This is a genomic window from Sphingopyxis italica, assembly GCF_011926545.1.
Lineage (GTDB): Bacteria > Pseudomonadota > Alphaproteobacteria > Sphingomonadales > Sphingomonadaceae > Sphingopyxis > Sphingopyxis italica.
The window spans coordinates 206,789-225,854 of sequence record NZ_JAATIT010000002.1; the positions used below are offsets into that span (position 1 = coordinate 206,789).

Below are 19,066 nucleotides of genomic sequence, written 5' to 3' on the forward strand. Positions count from 1 at the left end.
GCTGGCGTATCACAGCGATAGGCCCGCTCGCCAGCGTGCAATAGGTTTTCGGTTACGCAGGGAACGAAAATCCTGCCCGCGGTGCTTGCGACACGCGGCGCGCTGGCCTAAAGCGCCCCCCATAAACGGGTGCCAGGCACCCCAAAACAACAGAACTGCGAGCTCCCATGGTCGATCTGACGCAATATTTGCCGATTCTGATCTTTCTGGTCATCGCCGTCGGCCTGTCCTCCGCCTTCGTGTTCCTGCCCATGGGCGTCGCGCGGCTGACCGGGGCACACAAGCCCGATCCGGCGAAGCTGACCGAATATGAATGCGGTTTTCCCGCATTTGAAGATGCGCGCAGCCAGTTCGACGTGCGTTTCTACCTCGTCGCCATCCTTTTCATCATCTTCGACCTCGAAGCGGCCTTCCTCTTTCCCTGGGCGGTCAGCCTCGAGGAAATCGGCTGGGCCGGCTGGGCGACGATGATGGTTTTCCTCGCCGAATTGACCCTCGGCCTTGTATATGCCTGGAAGAAAGGGGCGTTGGACTGGGAATGAGCAGCTCGATCATCCTGCCGCCCGGCCAGATGCCGGTTGCCCCGGGGACCAACCCCGATGCGGGCTTTTTCGACGACCTTAATTCAGAAGTCGGCGACAAGGGCTTTCTCGTCACCTCGACCGAGGATCTGTTCAACTGGGCGCGCACCGGCTCGCTGTGGTGGATGACCTTCGGCCTCGCATGCTGCGCGGTCGAGATGATCCACGTCAACATGCCGCGTTACGACATGGAACGCTTCGGCGCCGCGCCGCGCGCGAGCCCGCGCCAGTCGGACGTGATGATCGTCGCGGGAACGCTGTGCAACAAGATGGCTCCGGCGCTGCGCCGCGTGTACGATCAGATGTCGAACCCGAAGTACGTCATCTCGATGGGCAGCTGCGCCAATGGCGGCGGCTATTATCACTACAGCTATTCGGTGGTGCGCGGCTGCGACCGCATCGTGCCCGTCGATATCTATGTCCCCGGATGCCCGCCGACCGCCGAAGCGCTGCTTTACGGCGTGATGCAGTTGCAGCGGAAGATCCGTCGTGTCGGGACGATCGAACGCTGATGGCTCATCCCGCTCCTCTCATCGCACCGCGCGCAACCCTGGCGGCCGAACTCAAGACTTTGCTCGGGGCCGATCTGCTCGCGCACGTCTTCACCGTCGATGAAGACAGCATCACGGTCGATCGCGACGCGATCGCCGGGGTGATGGTCGCGCTGCGCGACAACCTCGAATATCAGCAGATGATGGAGATCGCCGGGGTCGACTATCCCGACCGGCCCGAGCGGTTCGAGGTCGTCTATCACCTGCTTAGCGTGACCAAGAACCACCGTCTGCGCGTGCGCGTGTCGACCGACGAGGCGACGCCGGTGCCGACGATCGTTCCCGTATGGCCGAACGCCGGCTGGCTCGAGCGCGAAGTGTTCGACATGTATGGCGTGCTGTTCGCGGGTAATCCCGACCTGCGCCGCATCCTGACCGACTATGGTTTTCAGGGGCATCCGCAGCGCAAGGACTTCCCGCTGACCGGCTATACCGAGCTGCGGTACAGCGAAGAAGACAAGCGCGTCGTTTATGAGCCGGTGAAGCTGGCGCAGGATTTCCGCAATTTCGACTTCATGTCGCCGTGGGAAGGCGCCGACTATGTGCTGCCCGGCGATGAAAAGGCCGGCGGGACGGGCGAAGCGCCGGGGAAGGGTGCGCCGACGCCGATGACCGCGGCCGAGGTCAAGAAGGCCGACGAAGCCAAGGCTCCGCCGCCGCCGACGCCGAAGACGACCGAAAGCACGACGCAGACGGGCGCGGGCGCGAAGGCCAACATCAAGGCGGCGAAGACGAGCCGCGACGGCGCGAGCGCAAAGACCGCGACCAAGGCCGCAAAGACGCCCGCGACCGCCAAGGCCGAAAAGGCGCCGACCAAGCCGCGCGCGCCGCGCAAGCCCAAAGCAGGAGGTGACGCATGACCGACTCTCCGAACGTGCATCATTATGGCGGCGACCTGTTCGAAGGCTATCCGGTCGATACCGCCGATACCGCGGGCGATCAGGCCGTTACCAATTATACGATCAACTTCGGCCCGCAGCATCCCGCGGCGCACGGTGTGTTGCGTCTCGTGCTCGAACTCGATGGCGAGATTATCGAGCGCGTCGATCCGCACGTCGGGCTGCTCCATCGCGGCACCGAGAAGCTGATCGAATATAAGACCTATTTGCAGGCTTTGCCCTATTTCGACCGGCTCGACTATTGCTCGCCGCTCGGCATGGAGCACTCGTACGTGCTGGCCATCGAAAAGCTGCTCGACCTCGAAGTGCCCGACCGCGCGCAATATCTGCGCGTGCTGTTCGCCGAGCTGACGCGCATCTGCAACCATATGCTCAACATCGGGTCGCACGTCATGGACGTCGGCGCGATGACGCCGAACCTGTGGGTGTTCGAGCTGCGCGAGGATTGCCTCAATTTCTTCGAACGCGCGTCGGGTGCGCGGATGCACTCGGCCTGGTTCCGCCCCGGCGGCGTCCATCAGGATGTGCCCGAACGGCTGCTCTACGACATCGGCGAATGGTGTGAAAAGCGCCTGCCGAAACTGTTCGGCGACGCGATGAGCCTCGTCATCGACAACCGCATCTTCAAGCAGCGCAACGTCGACATCGCGACGGTGAGCAAGGAAGATGCGCTGGCATGGGGCTTCTCGGGCCCGATGATCCGCGGCAGCGGCATCGCGTGGGATTTGCGCAAGTCCCAGCCCTATGACGCCTATGCCAAGATGGACTTCGAGATTCCCGTCGGCACGCGCGGCGACTGCTATGACCGTTTCATGGTCCGCGTGCAGGAAGTCTATCAGTCGGCGCGCATCATCCTCCAGTGCATCAACGAAATGCCGTCGGGGCCGATCGCGAGCCTCGACCGTAAGGTCGTGCCGCCGAAACGCGGCGAGATGAAGCAGTCGATGGAATCGCTGATCCATCACTTCAAGCTGTACACCGAGGGTTTCCACGTCCCGGCAGGCGAAGTCTATGTCGCGACCGAAAGCCCCAAGGGCGAGTTCGGCGTCTATCTGGTCAGCGACGGCAGCAACAAGCCGTACCGCTGCAAGATCCGCCCGACCGCCTTCAGCCACCTGCAGGCGATGGACATGATGTCGAAGGGCCACATGCTCGCCGACACGACAGCAATTATCGGCGCCATTGACGTCGTTTTCGGAGAGTGTGACCGGTGATCGCATTGCTCGACACAATCCAGAAAATGGCCATTGGCGCAGCCCTCGTGCTGCTCGCTTTGCATTGGACTCGCGGGTTTGAAGTGAATGACGAGATCACGCTCATGAATCTTGTTTGGCCCATTGCTCTTCTTGGCAGGTTGGCGCTTGATAAACGCTCGAAAGTTGTCGCCCATGGCTGACGCACCCCAAATTCCCGACGAAGCCGAAACCCGCGCGCGCTGGGGCGCGTTCGCATGGACGGCGGAAAATGCCGAGCAGGCGAAGGCGGTCATCGCGCGCTATCCTGCGGGGCGTCAGCGCTCGGCGGTGATGCCGCTGCTCGACCTCGCGCAGCGTCAGGTCGGCGCCGAGACGCAGACGCAGGGCTGGTTGCCCGTGCCGGTGATCGAATATGTCGCCGCCGCGCTCGATATGCCGTTCATCCGCGCCTATGAGGTCGCGACCTTCTATACCATGTACAATCTCGTTCCCGTCGGCCGCTATCATGTGCAGGTCTGCGGCACGACGCCGTGCCTGCTGCGCGGGTCGGACGATGTGATGGCCGCATGCAAGAACCGCGGCATGGTGAAGGGCAAGACGACGCCCGACGGGCTGTTCACGCTCACCGAGGTCGAGTGCATGGGCACCTGCACCAACGCGCCGATGGTCCAGATCAACGACGATAATTATGAAGACATCGATTACGATAGCACCGTCCGCATCCTCGATGCGCTCGCCGCGGGTGAGACGCCGAGGGCGGGGACGCAGATCGCGGGACGCCATACGAGCGAGCCCGAGGGCGGCCCGACGACGCTGAAGGAAATGGTCAAGGCCAACCATGATTACCGGAAGGAGTGGTGAGCATGACCAACGCTTCATTCCTTCGTCATGCCGGACTTGATCCGGCATCCACCGCAGCGCTGAAGTCATGGACCCCGGATCAAGTCCGGGGTGACGATGTGGGGGAAGGCGCATGAGCCTCGCTGACAAGGATCGCATCTTCACCAACCTCTATGGCTTCCAGCCGTGGAACCTCAAATCCGCGCAGGCGCGCGGCGATTGGGACCAGACCAAGGATCTGATGAGCCGCGGCCAGGACGCGATCATCGAGGAAATCAAGGCGTCGGGGCTGCGCGGCCGCGGCGGCGCGGGCTTCCCGACAGGGCTCAAGTGGAGCTTCATGCCGAAGGAGCCGCGCGCCGACCGCCCGAGCTTCCTCGTCATCAACGCCGACGAATCCGAACCCGGTTCGTGCAAGGATCGCGAGATCATCCGCCACGATCCGCACAAGCTGATCGAAGGCGCGCTGATCGCCGGCTTCGCGATGCGCGCGCGCGCGGCTTATATCTATATCCGCGGCGAGTTCATCCGCGAGGCCGAGACGTTGTTCGCGGCGGTGCAGGAGGCGTATGACGCTGGGCTGCTCGGCAAGAATGCCGCGAAGTCGGGCTATGATTTCGACGTCTTCGTCCACCGCGGCGCCGGCGCCTATATCTGCGGCGAAGAAACCGCGATGATCGAAAGCCTCGAGGGCAAAAAGGGCCAGCCGCGCCTGAAACCGCCGTTCCCGGCGGGGGCGGGCCTCTATGGCTGCCCGACGACGGTCAACAATGTCGAGAGCATTGCGGTCGTCCCGACGATCCTGCGCCGCGGTGCGCCGTGGTTCGCGAGCTTCGGTCGCGAGAACAACAAGGGCACCAAGCTCTTCCAGATCTCGGGTCATGTCGAGCGCCCGTGCGTCGTCGAAGAAGAGATGGGCATCACCTTCCGCGAACTGATCGACAAGCATTGCGGCGGCATCCGCGGCGGCTGGGACAATCTGCTCGCGGTGATCCCCGGCGGCTCGTCGGTTCCGCTGGTTCCCGCGGCCGAGATCATGGACGCGCCGATGGACTTCGACGGGCTGAAAGCTGTCGGATCGGGCCTCGGCACCGCCGCCGCCATCGTGATGGACAAGTCGACCGACGTCGTCCAGGCGATCAGCCGCATCAGCTATTTCTACAAGCATGAAAGCTGCGGCCAGTGCACCCCGTGCCGCGAAGGTACCGGCTGGATGTGGCGCGTGATGGAGCGGCTGCGCACCGGCGATGCCGACATCAGCGAAATCGATACTTTGTTCGACGTGACCAAGCAGGTCGAAGGCCACACCATCTGCGCGCTCGGCGATGCCGCCGCGTGGCCGATCCAGGGCCTGATCAAGCATTTCCGCCCCGAAATCGAGCGCCGCATCCGCGAGAATGGCGGCGCGCTGGAGGCAGCGGAGTGATCAAGGCGATCGAAAAAGATCACGTCTGCGTGCGTCGAGACGGGAAACAGGTTCCCGTTCGGCTGGCAGCGTACAAGAAGAAGGGCAATTACAAGGTTTCCAAAGGACCGAACGTTGTTTCGGCCGAGGTTACCTGTGCCACGTTGGATGAAGTCATGCAGTATGCGAGCAAGGGTTACATGATCCGGATGCATAGCGAGATCATGGAATTTGAAGGCAAGCGGCGCCGTATCAATGGCCTCTATAGCTCCGACAATATCGAGGTGATCCGCTAATGCCTAAAGTCACCGTAGATGGCGTAGAACTCGACGTCCCGCAGGGCGCGACCGTGCTGCAGGCGTGCGAGCTGGCGGGGAAGGAAATTCCGCGCTTTTGCTACCATGAACGCCTGTCGATCGCCGGCAATTGCCGCATGTGCCTCGTCGAAGTCGCACCCGGACCGCCGAAGCCGCAGGCGTCGTGCGCGCTGCCGACCGCCGAGGGGCAGGTGATCAAGACCGACAGCCCGATGGTCAAGAAGGCGCGCGAAGGGGTGATGGAGTTCCTGCTCATCAACCACCCGCTCGACTGCCCGATCTGCGATCAGGGCGGCGAATGCGATTTGCAGGACCAATCGGTCGCCTATGGCCGCGGCGCGACGCGCTATGACGAGAACAAGCGCGCGGTCACCGAGAAATATATGGGTCCGATCGTCAAGACGGTGATGACCCGCTGTATTCAGTGCACGCGCTGCGTCCGTTTCGCGGAGGAAGTCGCGGGGGTCGAAGATGTCGGCGCGATCTATCGCGGCGAAAATATGCAGATCACCTCCTACCTCGAACGCGCGGTGGGCAGCGAACTGTCGGGCAATATCGTCGACCTGTGTCCGGTCGGCGCGCTCACCAGCAAGCCCTATGCGTTCGAAGCGCGCCCGTGGGAGCTGACCAAGACGCTCGGCATCGACATGATGGACGCGGTCGGCACCAATGTGCGCATCGACGCGCGCGGCCGCCAGGTCCTGCGCGTGCTGCCGCGCGTCAACGATGACGTGAACGAGGAATGGGCGAACGACAAGACGCGTCACCATGTCGATGGCCTCGTCCGTCGTCGCCTCGACCAGCCCTATGTCCGCGTGAACGGCGCGCTCCAGCCCGCCAGTTGGGCCGAGGCGTTCGCCGCGATCAAGGCGGTGAACGCCGGTTCGTCGGTTGCGGCGATTGCTGGCGATCTTGCCGACTGCGAGACGATGTTCGCCGCGAAATCGCTGGTGAACGCACTCGGCGGAACCTTGCTCGAAGGACGCCAGACCGGGCTCGATTATGACGTCACCAGCCTGTCGGCGGTCAATTTCAACACCGGCATTGCCGAGGCTGAAAATGCCGATGTGATCCTGCTCGTCGGCACCAACCTCCGCTGGGAAGCGCCGCTGATCAACACGCGCATTCGCAAGGCGGTGTGGAAGAAGGGCGCGAAGGTTTTCGCGGTCGGCCCCGAGACCGACCTGACGTACAAGACCGAGTGGCTCGGCGACGATGCCTCGCTCGTGACGAAGCTTCCCGCGCATGTGCTCGACGCGCTGAAGGGCGCCGAGCGGCCGATGCTGATCTTCGGCGGTGGCGCTTTGTCGGTCCCCGGCGTCCACGGCGCGGGCCTCGCGCTCGCCAAGTCGGTGAACGCGGTCAAGGACGGCTGGAACGGTTACAACGTCGTCCATTTCTCGGCCGCGCGCATGGGTTCGCTGATGCTCGGTTACGGCTTGCCGGGCGGCATCAAGGATGTCATCGCCGCGAAGCCGCAGCTCGCCTTCTTCCTCGGCGCCGACGAGGTCGATTTCGCGTCGCTGCCGGGTACCTTCAAGGTCTATGTCGGCCACCATGGCGACAAGGGCGCACACGCCGCCGATGTCATCCTGCCCGCCGCGGCATGGACCGAGAAGGACTTCACCACGGTCAACACCGAAGGCCGCGTCCAGCGCAGCGAAAAAGCGGTGTTCGCGCCGGGCGACGCGCGCGAGGATTGGAGCATTTTCCGGGCTTTGGCCGATGCGCTTGGCGTGTCGGTCGGCTTTGACAGCTTTGCCGAATGCCGCGCGGCGATGATCGCCGCGGTGCCCGCGCTCGGCGTCGAAGGGATGGCCGACTATGGCTGGACGGTTCCCAAGCTGCCCGCGAAGCCCGAGGCACGCGCGATCCCGTCGCCGATCAAGGATTTCTACCTCACCAACGCCATCTGCCGCGCGTCGCCGACGATGCGGCGCTGCTCGGAAGAGCTGGTCCATGGCGCAGACTTTGCGGAGGCCGCGGAATGACCCCGGTGCATGCGATTGCCAGCGTGTTGCTGGTCGGGATGGGCTATTCGGTCTGGCGCGGCTTCAATCCGCGCACGTCGGAAAAGCCCGGCCCGCATAATGGCTGGAAGAACCAGGACGGGGCGCGGAAATGACTGAGTTCTTCCAAGACTTCCAGTTTCTCGGGCTGCCGTGGGAATGGGCGCGGATCACCATGTCCTATGAGGCTGCGTGGGCGTGGGCGACGATCGCGGGCATCCTGCTCATCGCACTGCCGCTGATGCTCGCGGTCGCGATGATCATTTATGCCGACCGCAAGATCTGGGCGGCGATCGCGCTGCGCCGCGGTCCGAACGTCGTCGGTCCCTTTGGCCTGCTGCAGTCGTTCGCCGACGGTTTGAAAGTGTTCCTTCAGGAAACGATCATCCCGACGGGCGCGAACCGCGGGCTGTTCCTGATCGCGCCGATCATCACCTTCACCGTCGCACTGATGGCTTGGGCGGTGATCCCGTTCAATTCGGGCGCGGTGCTCGCCGACATCAACGTCGGACTGCTCTACATCCTCGCGATCTCGTCGCTTGGCGTTTATGGCGTGATCCTGTCGGGCTGGGCGTCGAACTCGAAATATCCCTTCTTCTCGGCGATGCGCGCGTCGGCGCAGATGATCAGCTATGAAGTTTCGATCGGTTTCATCCTGATCGGCGTCGTGCTGTTCGCTGACAGTTTCAACATGAACGAGATCGTCAAGGCGCAGCAGGGCCATGGGCTCGGTATCGTCAACGCCTTCGGCTTCAACCTGCTGCTTTTCCCGCTCGCGGTGATGTTCCTGATCTCGTCGCTCGCCGAAACCGCGCGCGCGCCGTTCGATCTGACCGAAGCGGAAAGCGAGCTCGTCGCGGGTTACCAGACCGAATATTCGTCGATGAGCTTCGCGCTCTTCTGGCTCGGAGAGTACGCCAACGTCCTGTTGATGTGCACGCTCAATGCAGTGCTCTTCTGGGGTGGATGGCTGCCCCCGATCGACTGGGCGCCGCTCTATGCCGTTCCGGGCATCATCTGGCTGTTCGCGAAGATCCTGTTCTTCTTCTTCGTCTTCAGCTGGGTCAAGGCGACGGTCCCGCGTTACCGCTACGACCAGCTGATGCGCCTCGGTTGGAAAGTCTTCCTGCCGATCTCGCTTCTCTGGATCTTCCTGATCTCCGGCTATCTGATGCTGACGAGGTATGGGTGATGTTGGCGTCAGCCATTATGCTTCTCGCTGCTGAAGTGCTAATTCAGCCCTACAATGAGGCACCAAGTGTGAGGCCTGCTTGGGACCCCCAACAGCTGAATTGGATGAAGCCGTTGGATTGGAACTGTGAGATGCATTCGTCTGAGGGGAGTAAGTTTGTTGTCGAAGGCCACTTCGACAAGCCGAACGCTTTTTCCCGTGGTCAGGGAGCGCCTACGCGTCCGGTTACCATAACAATTTCAAAACCCTTACAGTTTGTGGGTAGTGGTACAGCATTGATGGGTTGGTCTTCCGATCAAGCTGGGACGCATAAGTTTGAAATCAAAAATCCAACGGCGGTTTATCAGGTCGAAATGGATTATATCGAGCCAGATCAGCGGGGCTATATGAAAATTTTGTCGTCTACTCGGCAGTCTTTTGGTGGTGCGTCTATCTGGCAACTTGAGGGCGTCGGTGTGTGCACTACAAAAGCGTCAAAGATGAAGGGGGACGGGCAATGAATGTCGCCCATCTCATCAAATCCTTCACCTTGTGGGAGTTTGTGAAGGCGCACGCCCTCACGCTGAAATATTTCTTCAAGCCCAAGGCGACGATCAACTATCCGTTCGAGAAGAACCCGCTCAGCCCGCGTTTCCGCGGCGAGCATGTGCTGCGCCGTTATCCGAACGGCGAAGAGCGCTGCATCGCGTGCAAGCTGTGCGAAGCGGTGTGTCCGGCGCAGGCGATCACGATCGAGGCCGAGCCGCGCGAAGACGGTTCGCGCCGCACGACGCGTTACGACATCGACATGACCAAGTGCATCTATTGCGGCTTCTGTCAGGAAGCGTGCCCGGTCGATGCGGTGGTCGAGGGGCCGAACTTCGAATTCGCGACCGAAACGCGCGAGGAGCTGCTCTATGACAAGGCCAAGCTGCTCGCCAACGGCGACAAATGGGAACGCGCGATCGCGGCGAATCTTGCCGCCGACGCGCCCTATCGATAAGGGCGCGCGGATATGATTCAGGTCATCGCCTTCTGGCTCTTTGCTTCGATCGTCATCGCTTCGGCGACGATGGTCATTCTGGCCCGTAACCCCGTCCACAGCGTCATGTGGCTGATCCTCGCCTTCTTCAACGCGGCGGGACTGATGCTGCTCGCGGGCGCCGAGTTCATCGCGATGCTGCTCGTCATCGTTTATGTCGGTGCGGTCGCGGTGCTGTTCCTTTTCGTCGTAATGATGCTCGACATCGATTTCGCCGAGCTGCGCGCGGGTTTCGTGCGCTATCTGCCGCTCGGCGCGCTCGTCGCGATCATCCTAGCAGCCGAGCTTATCGTTGCTGTTGCCGCATGGAGCGCGGGCAAGGTCGACCTCGCGGCACGCGCTGCGCCGGTCGTCAGCGACAAGAGCAATATCCAGCAGATTGGCGAGCTGCTCTACACGCGCTACATCTTCCTGTTCGAGGCGGCGGGCATTGTCCTCCTCGTCGCGATGATCGGCGCGATCGTGCTGACGCACCGCCAGCGTGGCGGCGTGCGCGTCCAGAATATCTCGGCGCAGAACCGGCGCCGTCCGCAGGACGCGACGCGCCTCGTCGATCCGGGCGTCGGGCAGGGGATGGAATTGTGATTTCGGTCGGCCATTATCTCGCCGTTTCGGCGGTGCTGTTCACGCTCGGCGTGCTCGGTATCTTCATCAACCGCAAGAATATCATCGTCATCCTGATGGCGATCGAGCTCATCTTGCTGGCGGTGAACATCAATCTCGTCGCGTTCAGCGCGGCGCTCGGCGATCTCGTCGGGCAGGTCTTCTCGATGTTCGTGCTGACCGTTGCGGCGGGTGAGGCCGCGATCGGTCTTGCCATTCTCGTCATTTACTTCCGCGGCCGCGGCACCATTGCCGTCGACGATGCCAACCGGATGAAGGGGTAAACCGGTGATCCAGGCGATCGTTTTTCTGCCGCTGCTGGCGGCGCTTGTCGCGGGGCTCGGCCAGCGCGTGATCGGCAATGTGCCGTCCAAAATCCTGACCACGGGCGCGTTGTTCACCAGCTGCGCCTTGAGCTGGCCGATCTTTCTGTCGTTCGTGGGCGGAAGCGGCGAAGCGACGGTGACCCCGGTGCTGCACTGGGTTTCGTCGGGCGCGCTCCAGTTCAACTGGGAATTGCGCGTCGACACGCTGACCGCGGTGATGCTCGTCGTGATCACGACGGTGTCGGCGCTCGTCCACCTCTATAGCTGGGGCTATATGGAGGAAGACCCGGACCAGCCGCGCTTCTTCGCCTATCTCTCGCTCTTCACCTTCGCGATGCTGATGCTCGTGACCGCGAACAATCTGGTCCAGATGTTCTTCGGCTGGGAAGGCGTCGGTCTCGCATCCTATCTGCTCATCGGTTTCTGGTACAAGAAGCCGAGCGCCAATGCCGCCGCTATCAAGGCGTTCGTCGTCAACCGCGTCGGCGATCTGGGTTTCATGCTCGGTATCTTCGGCACCTTCCTGGTGTTCGGCACCGTCTCGATCCCCGAGATATTGGCGGCCGCGCCGGGCATGGCGGGTTCGACGATCGGCTTCATGGGGATGCGTCTCGACACGATGACGATCCTCTGCCTGCTGCTGTTCATCGGCGCGATGGGCAAGTCGGCGCAGCTGGGCCTCCACACCTGGCTTCCCGACGCGATGGAGGGGCCGACCCCGGTGTCGGCGCTGATCCACGCCGCGACGATGGTCACCGCGGGCGTCTTCATGGTCTGCCGCCTGTCGCCGATGTTCGAAACCGCCCCCGTTGCGCAGGGTGTCGTGATGTTCGTCGGCGCCGCCACCTGCTTCTTCGCCGCGACCGTCGCGACGACGCAGTGGGATATCAAGCGCGTCATCGCCTATTCGACCTGTTCGCAGCTCGGCTACATGTTCTTCGCCGCGGGCGCGGGCGCTTATGGCGCCGCGATGTTCCACCTGTTCACGCACGCCTTCTTCAAGGCTTTGCTGTTCCTCGGTGCCGGTTCGGTGATCCATGCGATGCACCATGAACAAGACATGCGTTATTATGGTGCGCTCCGGAAGCAGATCCCGATCACCTATTGGGCGATGATGCTCGGCACGCTGGCGATCACGGGCGTCGGTATCGCGGGCGTCGCGGGCTTTGCCGGCTTCTATTCGAAGGACGGCATCCTCGAGGCGGCTTTCGCGAGCGGCGGTGGCGGCGTGATCGCTTTCTGGGTCGGCGTCTTCGTGGCCTTCCTCACCAGCTTCTATTCGTGGCGCCTCGTCTTCCTGACCTTTTACGGCAAGCCGCGCTGGGAGCAGAGCGAGCATATTCAGCACGCGGTGCATGGCGATCACGGCCATGACGATCATGCCCACGCGCACGCCCACGGCACGCACAGCGACGGCACCGCGGGTTATCACCCGCACGAAAGCCCGCTTTCGATGCTGATCCCGCTGGTTATACTGTCGATCGGTGCGGTGTTCGCGGGCATCGCGTTCCACCACCAGTTCATCTACCCCGAAGAGGGCATGGCGTTCTGGAAGGGTAGCCTCGCGTTCGACGAGCATCTGATGCACGCCGCGCATGAAGTGCCTTTGTGGGTGAAATGGACGCCGTTCACGGCGATGGCGATCGGGCTGTTCCTCGCGTGGAACAGCTATATTCGCAACACGACGTTGCCGGCGCGCTTCGTGGCGCAGTTCAAGCTGCTCCACCAGTTCCTGTACAACAAATGGTATTTCGACGAGCTCTACAACATCCTCTTCGTGAAGCCCGCCTTCGCGATCGGCCGCTTCTTCTGGAAGCGCGGGGATGAAGGCACCATCGACCGCTTCGGTCCCGATGGCGCCGCCGCGCTCGTCGCTGGGGGGACCCGTCTCGCGGTCCGGCTGCAATCGGGTTATGTTTATGGATATGCGTTTGTGATGCTGCTCGGTCTTGTCGGCCTCGCCAGCTGGGCCATGGTGAATTTCCTGTGAGCGGCTTTCCGATCCTTTCGTTGATGCTGGCGGTCCCCGCGGTCGCCGCCATCGTCTGCCTGTTCGCCGGCGACAAGATGGCGCGCTTCGTCGCGCTCGGCGCGACGCTGGCGACCTTCGTCCTCGGCTGCATCCTGTGGGCGAATTTCGACGTCGGCGGCGCGCAGTGGCAGTTCACCGAACGCGCCGACTTGTTCGGCCGCTTCCAATATGCGCTCGGTATCGACGGCATGGCGTTGATGCTGATCATGCTCAGCGTTTTCCTGATGCCGCTCTGCATCCTCGCCAGTTGGGACGCGATCAAGAGCCGTGTCGGGCTTTACATGGCGATGTTCCTGATAATGGAAGTCGTGATGATCGGCGTCTTCATGGCGCAGGATCTGCTGCTCTTTTACATCTTCTTCGAAGCCGGCCTGATCCCGATGTATTTCATCATCGGCATCTGGGGCGGTGCGAACCGCAAATATGCGGCGTTCAAATTCTTCCTCTACACGCTGCTCGGATCGGTGCTGATGCTGATCGCGATGATCGCGATGATCGGCGAAGCGGGCACGACCGACATTCCGACGCTGCTGAACTATGACTTCCCGGCTGCGATGCAGACGTGGCTGTGGCTCGCCTTCTTCGCTAGCCTGGCGGTCAAGATGCCGATGTGGCCCGTCCACACCTGGCTTCCCGACGCGCATGTGCAGGCGCCGACCGCGGGCTCGATGATCCTCGCGGGCGTGCTCTTGAAGCTCGGCGCTTATGGCTTCCTGCGCTTTATGATGCCGATGTTCCCCGACGCGTCGGGGCAGCTGATGTGGATCGTTTTTGGCCTGTCGATGGTCGCGGTGGTCTACACCAGCCTCGTCGCGCTGGTGCAGAGCGACATGAAGAAGCTGATCGCCTATTCGTCGGTCGCGCACATGGCGATCGTCACCGCGGGTCTCTTCGCCTTCAACCAGCAGGGGATCGAAGGCGCGCTGATCATCATGCTCAGCCATGGTGTCGTCTCGGCCGCGCTCTTCTTCTGCGTCGGTGTCATCTATGACCGGCTGCATACGCGCGAAATCGATCGTTACGGCGGGCTCGCGAAGAATATGCCGGCCTATTCGATCTTCTTCATGCTGTTCACCATGGCGTCGATCGGCCTGCCGGGCACCAGCGGCTTCGTCGGCGAATTCCTGAGCCTCGCGGGCATCTATGAAGCCTCGAGCTGGGTCGCTTTCGTCTGCACCACCGGGATCATCCTCGGCGCCGCATACATGCTCTATCTCTACCGCCGCGTCGTGTTCGGCGAACTGACCAAGGACGATGTGAAGGCGATGCCCGACCTAAACGCGCGCGAATGGACGATCATGGTGCCGCTGGCCGCCGTGGCGCTGTGGATGGGCGTCTATCCCGAAAGCTTCCTCGCGCCGATGCGCGGCGATGTGACGACGGTCGTTGCGCGGCTTGCCCCGGCGAAGCCCGCGGGCGACGCGCGTCTTGCCGCCGGCAAGCCAAGGGCGGCCGAGGCACACGGTGAAACCGCCCACGGCTCGGCCCATGCGGGAGGCGTCCAGTGACCGCCGATCTCGCTCTCATCTGGCCCGAACTGATCCTGACGATCGGCGGGCTGATCACGCTGATGCTCGGCACCTTCGTCGGTGACCGCAATGTCGGTCTCTACCAGCTGAGCTCGCTGCTGACGCTCGCCGCCGCCGCGGCGGCCGTCGTCGCGCTGATCGGCGTCGAGACGACGGTGTTTTCGGGCACGCTTTCGGTCGACGGCTTCGGCGGCTTCGCCAAGCTGCTGATCTACGCCGCGAGCTTCATCTGCATCGTCATCGCGCCGCGCTTCTTCCGCGGCGGGATGCGCGCCGAATATCCAACGCTGATCCTGTTCGCCGCGCTCGGCATGGGCATCATGGCCTCGTCGCGCGACCTGATGACGCTCTATGTCGGGCTCGAGCTCAACAGCCTTGCCGCCTATGTGCTCGCGAGCTTCATGCGCACCGACGAACGGTCGAGCGAAGCGGGGCTCAAATATTTCGTCCTCGGCGCGCTCGCCTCGGGCATGCTGCTTTATGGCATCTCGCTGCTCTACGGCTTCACCGGGACGACCGATTTCGCCGGGATCGCGAAGGTGCTGGGCGGCGAGCTCAACATTGGTCTCATCTTCGGCATCGTGTTCGTGCTCGCGGGCCTCGGCTTCAAGATCAGCGCCGTGCCGTTCCACATGTGGACCCCCGACGTCTATGAAGGCGCACCGACCCCGGTGACGACCTTTTTCGCCACCGCCCCGAAAGTGGCGGCGATGGCGTTGATGACGCGCGTCGTGATCGACGCGATGGGCCCCGCGGTCGGCGCGTGGCAGCAGATCATCATCTTCCTGTCGCTCGCCTCGATCATCCTCGGCGCGGTCGGCGCGATCGGGCAGAAGAATATCAAGCGCCTGCTTGCCTATTCGTCGATCAACAATGTCGGCTATATGCTGATCGGCCTGGCGGCGGGGACGCAACAGGGGGTCGAAGGCGTGCTGACCTATCTGCTCGTCTATGTCGTGACGACGCTCGGCAGCTTCCTCGTTGTGTTGCAGCTGCGCGACGATCAGGGCAACCAGATCGAGAGCATCCCGGCGCTCGCGGGCTATTCGCAGCGCCGCCCCGGCCTCGCCGCGGCGATGGCGGTGTTCCTGTTCAGCCTCGCCGGCATCCCGCCGCTTTTCGGCTTCTGGCCGAAATATCTGGTGTTCGAGGCCGCGGTGAACGCGAACCTGGTGCCGCTGGCGGTCGCGGGCATCGTCGCCTCGGTGATTGGCGCCTTCTATTATATCGCCATCATCAAGACGATGTATTTCGACGACAAGTCGGACACCGAATTTCCAAAGGGCGGCGGCGCGATCGTCGAGGATGCGGTGATCACCGCGAGCGCGCTGTGGCTCTCGGTCATCGGCTATCTGTTTATTCCCGTGCTGGCGGTCCTTTCGGCCAGCGCGGCGGCGGTGTTGTTCTGATCCCGCCGATCGAGCGGACCCGGCAGACAGGCTCGACCAACGCCGACCTGCTGGCGCGGCTGGCGGGCGGCGAGCATGTCGGCGAGGGGCATTGGCTCGTCGCCGACCGCCAGACCGCCGGACGCGGACGGCTCGGCCGCGCGTGGGGCGACGGGCACGGCAATTTCATGGGCTCGACGGTGGTCCAGCTCCGCGCGGGGGATCCGATAGCCGCGACGCTGGCGCTGGTTGCCGGAGTCGCGCTCGCCCGGACCGTCGCGACGCTCGCCCCGATGGTCGATTTCCAGCTGAAATGGCCGAACGATGTGCTGATAGACGGCGCCAAATGTTCGGGCATATTGCTCGAACGCACGGGCGATGCGGTGGTCATCGGCATGGGGGTCAATCTCGTGTCGGCGCCCGAGCTGCCCGACCGTCCAACCGCCTGCTTGGCCGACAAGGATGCGCGGATCGATCGCGACCGCTTTGCCGATGTCTTGGCGGTCGCGATGGTCGATGCGCTGTGGGTCTGGCGGCAGGAGGGCGTGGAGAGCGTCGTCCGCGCCTGGCTGCCGCTGGGGCATCCCGTGGGAACGCCGCTCCACGTGTCCGAACAGGGGATCGACGGCTTCTTTGATGGCCTCGCGCCCGACGGCGCGCTACGCTTGCGCCTGGGCGGCGGGGAGATCATGCTGATCCATGCGGGCGATATCGAATTGCGCCGTCCGGTCGAGGAGGGGAATTAGATGCTGCTCGCGATCGACGTCGGCAACACCAATGCCAAATTCGCCATCTTTCGCGGGCAGGAACTGCTCGCGCGCTGGCGGATCGCGACCGACGACCGGCGCACCGCCGATGAATATATGGTGTGGCTCGACCAGTTGATGCGGATCGAGGGACATGAACGTCGCGAGGTCGACGCGGTGATCATTTCCACCGTCGTCCCGCGCGCGCTCCACAATCTGCAATTGCTGGCGGTGAAATATTTCGGCGTCGATGCGCTCGTCGCGGGGCGCGAGCCGGTGACCTGGGGCATCGCGCTCAAGGTCGACGAACCGCAATCGGTCGGCGCCGACCGCGCGGTCAACGCGATCTCGGCGCAGGCGGTCGAGCCCGGCAAGGACAAGCTCGTCATCAGCTTCGGCACCGCGACGACGCTCGACCATATCGGGCCCAACGGCGCTTATATGGGCGGAATCATCGCGCCCGGAGTCAATCTCTCGCTCGAAGCTCTGGTCGCGGCCGCCGCCAAACTGCCGCGCATCGCGATCGAAGCTCCGGCGACGGACAGCGTTATCGGGCGGACTACCGAAAGCCAGATGCTGATCGGCGTCTATTGGGGCTATGTATCGATGATGGAGGGGCTCATCGCGCGCATGAAGGCCGAGATCGGCAAGCCGCTCACCGTCGTCGCGACGGGCGGCCTCGCGACACTTTTTCAGGAACAGGCGCACCTGTTCGATCGTATCGAGCCCGATCTGACGCTGAACGGGCTGATGCACCTTTATCATCAACGGAAGACAACGATATGACGACTCCGGGCAAGGAGCTGCTTTTCCTCGCGTTGGGCGGGTCGGGAGAGATCGGCATGAACGCCAATCTCTACGGCTGCGACGGCAAATGGATCATGGCCGACCTCGGCGTGACCTTTGGCAGCCACGATTATCCGGGCATCGACATCGTCATGCCCGACCTCGAATTTATCGAGGATCGCAAGAAGGATTTGCTCGGCATCATCCTGACGCACGGGCACGAGGATCATATCGGCGCCATCCCCTATCTCGCCGCCGAGCTTGGCGTGCCGCTCTATGCCAACCGCTTCACCGCGGGGCTGATCGCGCACAAGCTCGCCGAAGAGGGGCTGGAGAAAGAGGTCGAGCTGAAGGTCGTCGATATCGACGACAGCTTCCAGCTCGGGCCGTTCGGTATCCGCCTGATCCCGCTCGCGCACTCGATCCTCGAAATGAGCGCGGTGGTGATCGACACGCCCTATGGCCGCGTCTTTCACACCGGCGACTGGAAACTCGACGAGGAACCGATCCTCGGCGTTCCCGCGACCGCCGCCGCACTCACCGCGGTGGGCGACGAGGGGATCGACGTGCTCGTCTGCGATTCGACCAACGCCTTCAACCCCGAAGCATCGGGCAGCGAAGGGGGCCTCCGCGCCGGGCTGGAGCAGGCGGTCGGCGCGGCGAAGGGCAGGGTGGTCGTCACCACCTTTGCATCGAACGCCGCACGTCTGGCGACGCTGGGCGCGGTCGCGAAGGCGACGGGACGCACGCTGTGCGTCGCGGGCCGTTCGCTCGACCGCATCCTCGGTGTCGCGCGCTCGGTCGGCTATTTGAAGGATTTTCCGCCGACGGTCGATTTCGACGAGGCGATGCGGCTGCCGCGCGACAAGGTGATGGTCATCGCGACCGGCGGGCAGGGCGAACCGCGCGCCGCGCTCGCGCGCATGGCGGCCGACATCCACCAGATCAAGCTCGAGGCGGGCGACACCGTCGTCTTTTCATCGAAGCAGATCCCCGGAAACGAAGTCGCGATCGGACGGATTATGAACCAGCTCGCGGCGAAGGACGTGCTGACCGTTACCGAGAAGCAAGCGCATATCCACGTCAGCGGCCATCCGGGGCAGCCCGAACTCGCGGCGCTTTATGGCTGGCTGCGGCCCCAGCTCGTCCTGCCCGTGCATGGCGAGATCCGCCATATGCACGAACAGGCGCGCTTCGCACTCGAACGCGGTGTGCCGGATGCGCTGGTGCAGGAAAATGGTGACCTGGTGCGGCTTGCGCCGGGGCCGGCGAAGATCGTCGAGCGTGTGCGAGCGGGGCGGCTGATCCTCGACGGCGACGTCATCCTGCCCGCCGATGGCGAGACGATCAACGAGCGGCGCAAGCTTTCATTGAACGGCCACATCACCGTTGCCGCCATCTTCTCCGGCAAGCGTTTCGTCGAAAGCGCGATCAGCTATCGCGGCGTGCCGGTCGAGGATGAACGCGAAGCCTTTATCGACGAGATGCGCGAGGCCGCCGAGCAGGCCGCCACCGGCCCCGCGCGCGACGAGGAAAAGCTGCGCGAGGCGATCCGCCTCGGCGTGCGCCGAATCGCGACCGACTGGACGGGCAAGAAGCCTGTCGTCGATGTGATGCTCGTCGATATCTGATCCGGGGACAATCG

At 63.2% G+C, this 19,066-nt stretch carries 21 protein-coding genes; all 21 read left to right on the top strand.

Annotation, left to right across the window (positions count from 1 at the left end):
• Nucleotides 1–167: 167 nt before the first annotated feature.
• Nucleotides 168–542 carry an NADH-quinone oxidoreductase subunit A gene (locus GGR90_RS08655; RefSeq protein WP_167921043.1) on the top strand — a complete coding sequence of 125 codons (375 nt, stop codon included), beginning with the start codon at nucleotides 168–170 and terminating at the stop codon, nucleotides 540–542.
• Nucleotides 539–1,093, top strand: a complete 555-nt coding sequence (locus GGR90_RS08660; RefSeq protein WP_167921044.1) for a NuoB/complex I 20 kDa subunit family protein — start codon at nucleotides 539–541, stop codon at nucleotides 1,091–1,093. The genes GGR90_RS08655 and GGR90_RS08660 overlap by 4 nt, the downstream gene beginning before the upstream one ends.
• On the top strand, nucleotides 1,093–1,992 hold the full coding sequence (locus tag GGR90_RS08665) for an NADH-quinone oxidoreductase subunit C (RefSeq protein WP_167921045.1): 900 nt from the start codon (nucleotides 1,093–1,095) through the stop codon (nucleotides 1,990–1,992). The genes GGR90_RS08660 and GGR90_RS08665 overlap by 1 nt, the downstream gene beginning before the upstream one ends.
• A complete protein-coding gene (locus GGR90_RS08670) occupies nucleotides 1,989–3,245 on the top strand; it encodes an NADH-quinone oxidoreductase subunit D (RefSeq protein WP_167921046.1) in 1,257 nt (418 codons plus the stop codon). The genes GGR90_RS08665 and GGR90_RS08670 overlap by 4 nt, the downstream gene beginning before the upstream one ends.
• The gene (locus tag GGR90_RS08675; RefSeq protein WP_167921047.1) at nucleotides 3,242–3,427 is read left to right on the top strand and encodes a hypothetical protein; all 186 of its coding nucleotides are present in this window, start codon (nucleotides 3,242–3,244) and stop codon (nucleotides 3,425–3,427) included. Before GGR90_RS08670 ends, GGR90_RS08675 begins: the two co-directional genes overlap by 4 nt.
• Nucleotides 3,420–4,088 (top strand): complex I 24 kDa subunit family protein, encoded by a 669-nt coding sequence (locus tag GGR90_RS08680; RefSeq protein WP_167921048.1) that lies wholly within the window; start codon nucleotides 3,420–3,422, stop codon nucleotides 4,086–4,088. Before GGR90_RS08675 ends, GGR90_RS08680 begins: the two co-directional genes overlap by 8 nt.
• Nucleotides 4,089–4,200: 112 nt before the next feature.
• Entirely contained in the window at nucleotides 4,201–5,493 is a 1,293-nt protein-coding gene (nuoF, locus tag GGR90_RS08685) for an NADH-quinone oxidoreductase subunit NuoF (RefSeq protein WP_167921049.1), read from the top strand.
• Entirely contained in the window at nucleotides 5,490–5,768 is a 279-nt protein-coding gene (locus GGR90_RS08690; RefSeq protein ID WP_167921050.1) for a hypothetical protein, read from the top strand. The genes nuoF and GGR90_RS08690 overlap by 4 nt, the downstream gene beginning before the upstream one ends.
• Nucleotides 5,768–7,780: an NADH-quinone oxidoreductase subunit NuoG gene (nuoG, locus tag GGR90_RS08695; protein WP_167921051.1), complete on the top strand. Its 2,013-nt coding sequence runs from the start codon at nucleotides 5,768–5,770 to the stop codon at nucleotides 7,778–7,780. The genes GGR90_RS08690 and nuoG overlap by 1 nt, the downstream gene beginning before the upstream one ends.
• Complete coding sequence (locus GGR90_RS08700) at nucleotides 7,777–7,914, top strand: hypothetical protein (RefSeq protein ID WP_167921052.1); 138 nt, start codon at nucleotides 7,777–7,779, stop codon at nucleotides 7,912–7,914. Before nuoG ends, GGR90_RS08700 begins: the two co-directional genes overlap by 4 nt.
• Nucleotides 7,911–8,990, top strand: coding sequence for an NADH-quinone oxidoreductase subunit NuoH (gene nuoH / locus GGR90_RS08705; protein ID WP_167921053.1), 1,080 nt, complete (start codon nucleotides 7,911–7,913; stop codon nucleotides 8,988–8,990). Before GGR90_RS08700 ends, nuoH begins: the two co-directional genes overlap by 4 nt.
• Nucleotides 8,990–9,490, top strand: coding sequence for a hypothetical protein (locus tag GGR90_RS08710; RefSeq protein ID WP_167921054.1), 501 nt, complete (start codon nucleotides 8,990–8,992; stop codon nucleotides 9,488–9,490). The genes nuoH and GGR90_RS08710 overlap by 1 nt, the downstream gene beginning before the upstream one ends.
• Nucleotides 9,487–9,972 (top strand): NADH-quinone oxidoreductase subunit NuoI, encoded by a 486-nt coding sequence (nuoI, locus tag GGR90_RS08715; RefSeq protein ID WP_167921055.1) that lies wholly within the window; start codon nucleotides 9,487–9,489, stop codon nucleotides 9,970–9,972. Before GGR90_RS08710 ends, nuoI begins: the two co-directional genes overlap by 4 nt.
• Before the next feature lie 12 nt (nucleotides 9,973–9,984).
• Nucleotides 9,985–10,596, top strand: coding sequence for an NADH-quinone oxidoreductase subunit J (locus GGR90_RS08720; protein WP_167921056.1), 612 nt, complete (start codon nucleotides 9,985–9,987; stop codon nucleotides 10,594–10,596).
• Entirely contained in the window at nucleotides 10,593–10,898 is a 306-nt protein-coding gene (nuoK, locus tag GGR90_RS08725) for an NADH-quinone oxidoreductase subunit NuoK (protein WP_003051614.1), read from the top strand. The genes GGR90_RS08720 and nuoK overlap by 4 nt, the downstream gene beginning before the upstream one ends.
• 4 nt (nucleotides 10,899–10,902) lie before the next feature.
• Nucleotides 10,903–12,930 carry an NADH-quinone oxidoreductase subunit L gene (gene nuoL / locus GGR90_RS08730; protein ID WP_167921057.1) on the top strand — a complete coding sequence of 676 codons (2,028 nt, stop codon included), beginning with the start codon at nucleotides 10,903–10,905 and terminating at the stop codon, nucleotides 12,928–12,930.
• Entirely contained in the window at nucleotides 12,927–14,480 is a 1,554-nt protein-coding gene (locus GGR90_RS08735; protein ID WP_167921058.1) for an NADH-quinone oxidoreductase subunit M, read from the top strand. The genes nuoL and GGR90_RS08735 overlap by 4 nt, the downstream gene beginning before the upstream one ends.
• Nucleotides 14,477–15,910 (top strand): NADH-quinone oxidoreductase subunit NuoN, encoded by a 1,434-nt coding sequence (nuoN, locus tag GGR90_RS08740; protein ID WP_167921059.1) that lies wholly within the window; start codon nucleotides 14,477–14,479, stop codon nucleotides 15,908–15,910. Before GGR90_RS08735 ends, nuoN begins: the two co-directional genes overlap by 4 nt.
• Nucleotides 15,832–16,635, top strand: a complete 804-nt coding sequence (locus tag GGR90_RS08745) for a biotin--[acetyl-CoA-carboxylase] ligase (RefSeq protein WP_167921060.1) — start codon at nucleotides 15,832–15,834, stop codon at nucleotides 16,633–16,635. Before nuoN ends, GGR90_RS08745 begins: the two co-directional genes overlap by 79 nt.
• Nucleotides 16,636–17,421 carry a type III pantothenate kinase gene (locus tag GGR90_RS08750; protein ID WP_167921061.1) on the top strand — a complete coding sequence of 262 codons (786 nt, stop codon included), beginning with the start codon at nucleotides 16,636–16,638 and terminating at the stop codon, nucleotides 17,419–17,421. It begins immediately after the preceding gene.
• Nucleotides 17,418–19,052, top strand: a complete 1,635-nt coding sequence (locus GGR90_RS08755) for a ribonuclease J (protein ID WP_167921062.1) — start codon at nucleotides 17,418–17,420, stop codon at nucleotides 19,050–19,052. The genes GGR90_RS08750 and GGR90_RS08755 overlap by 4 nt, the downstream gene beginning before the upstream one ends.
• Nucleotides 19,053–19,066 lie beyond the last annotated feature (14 nt).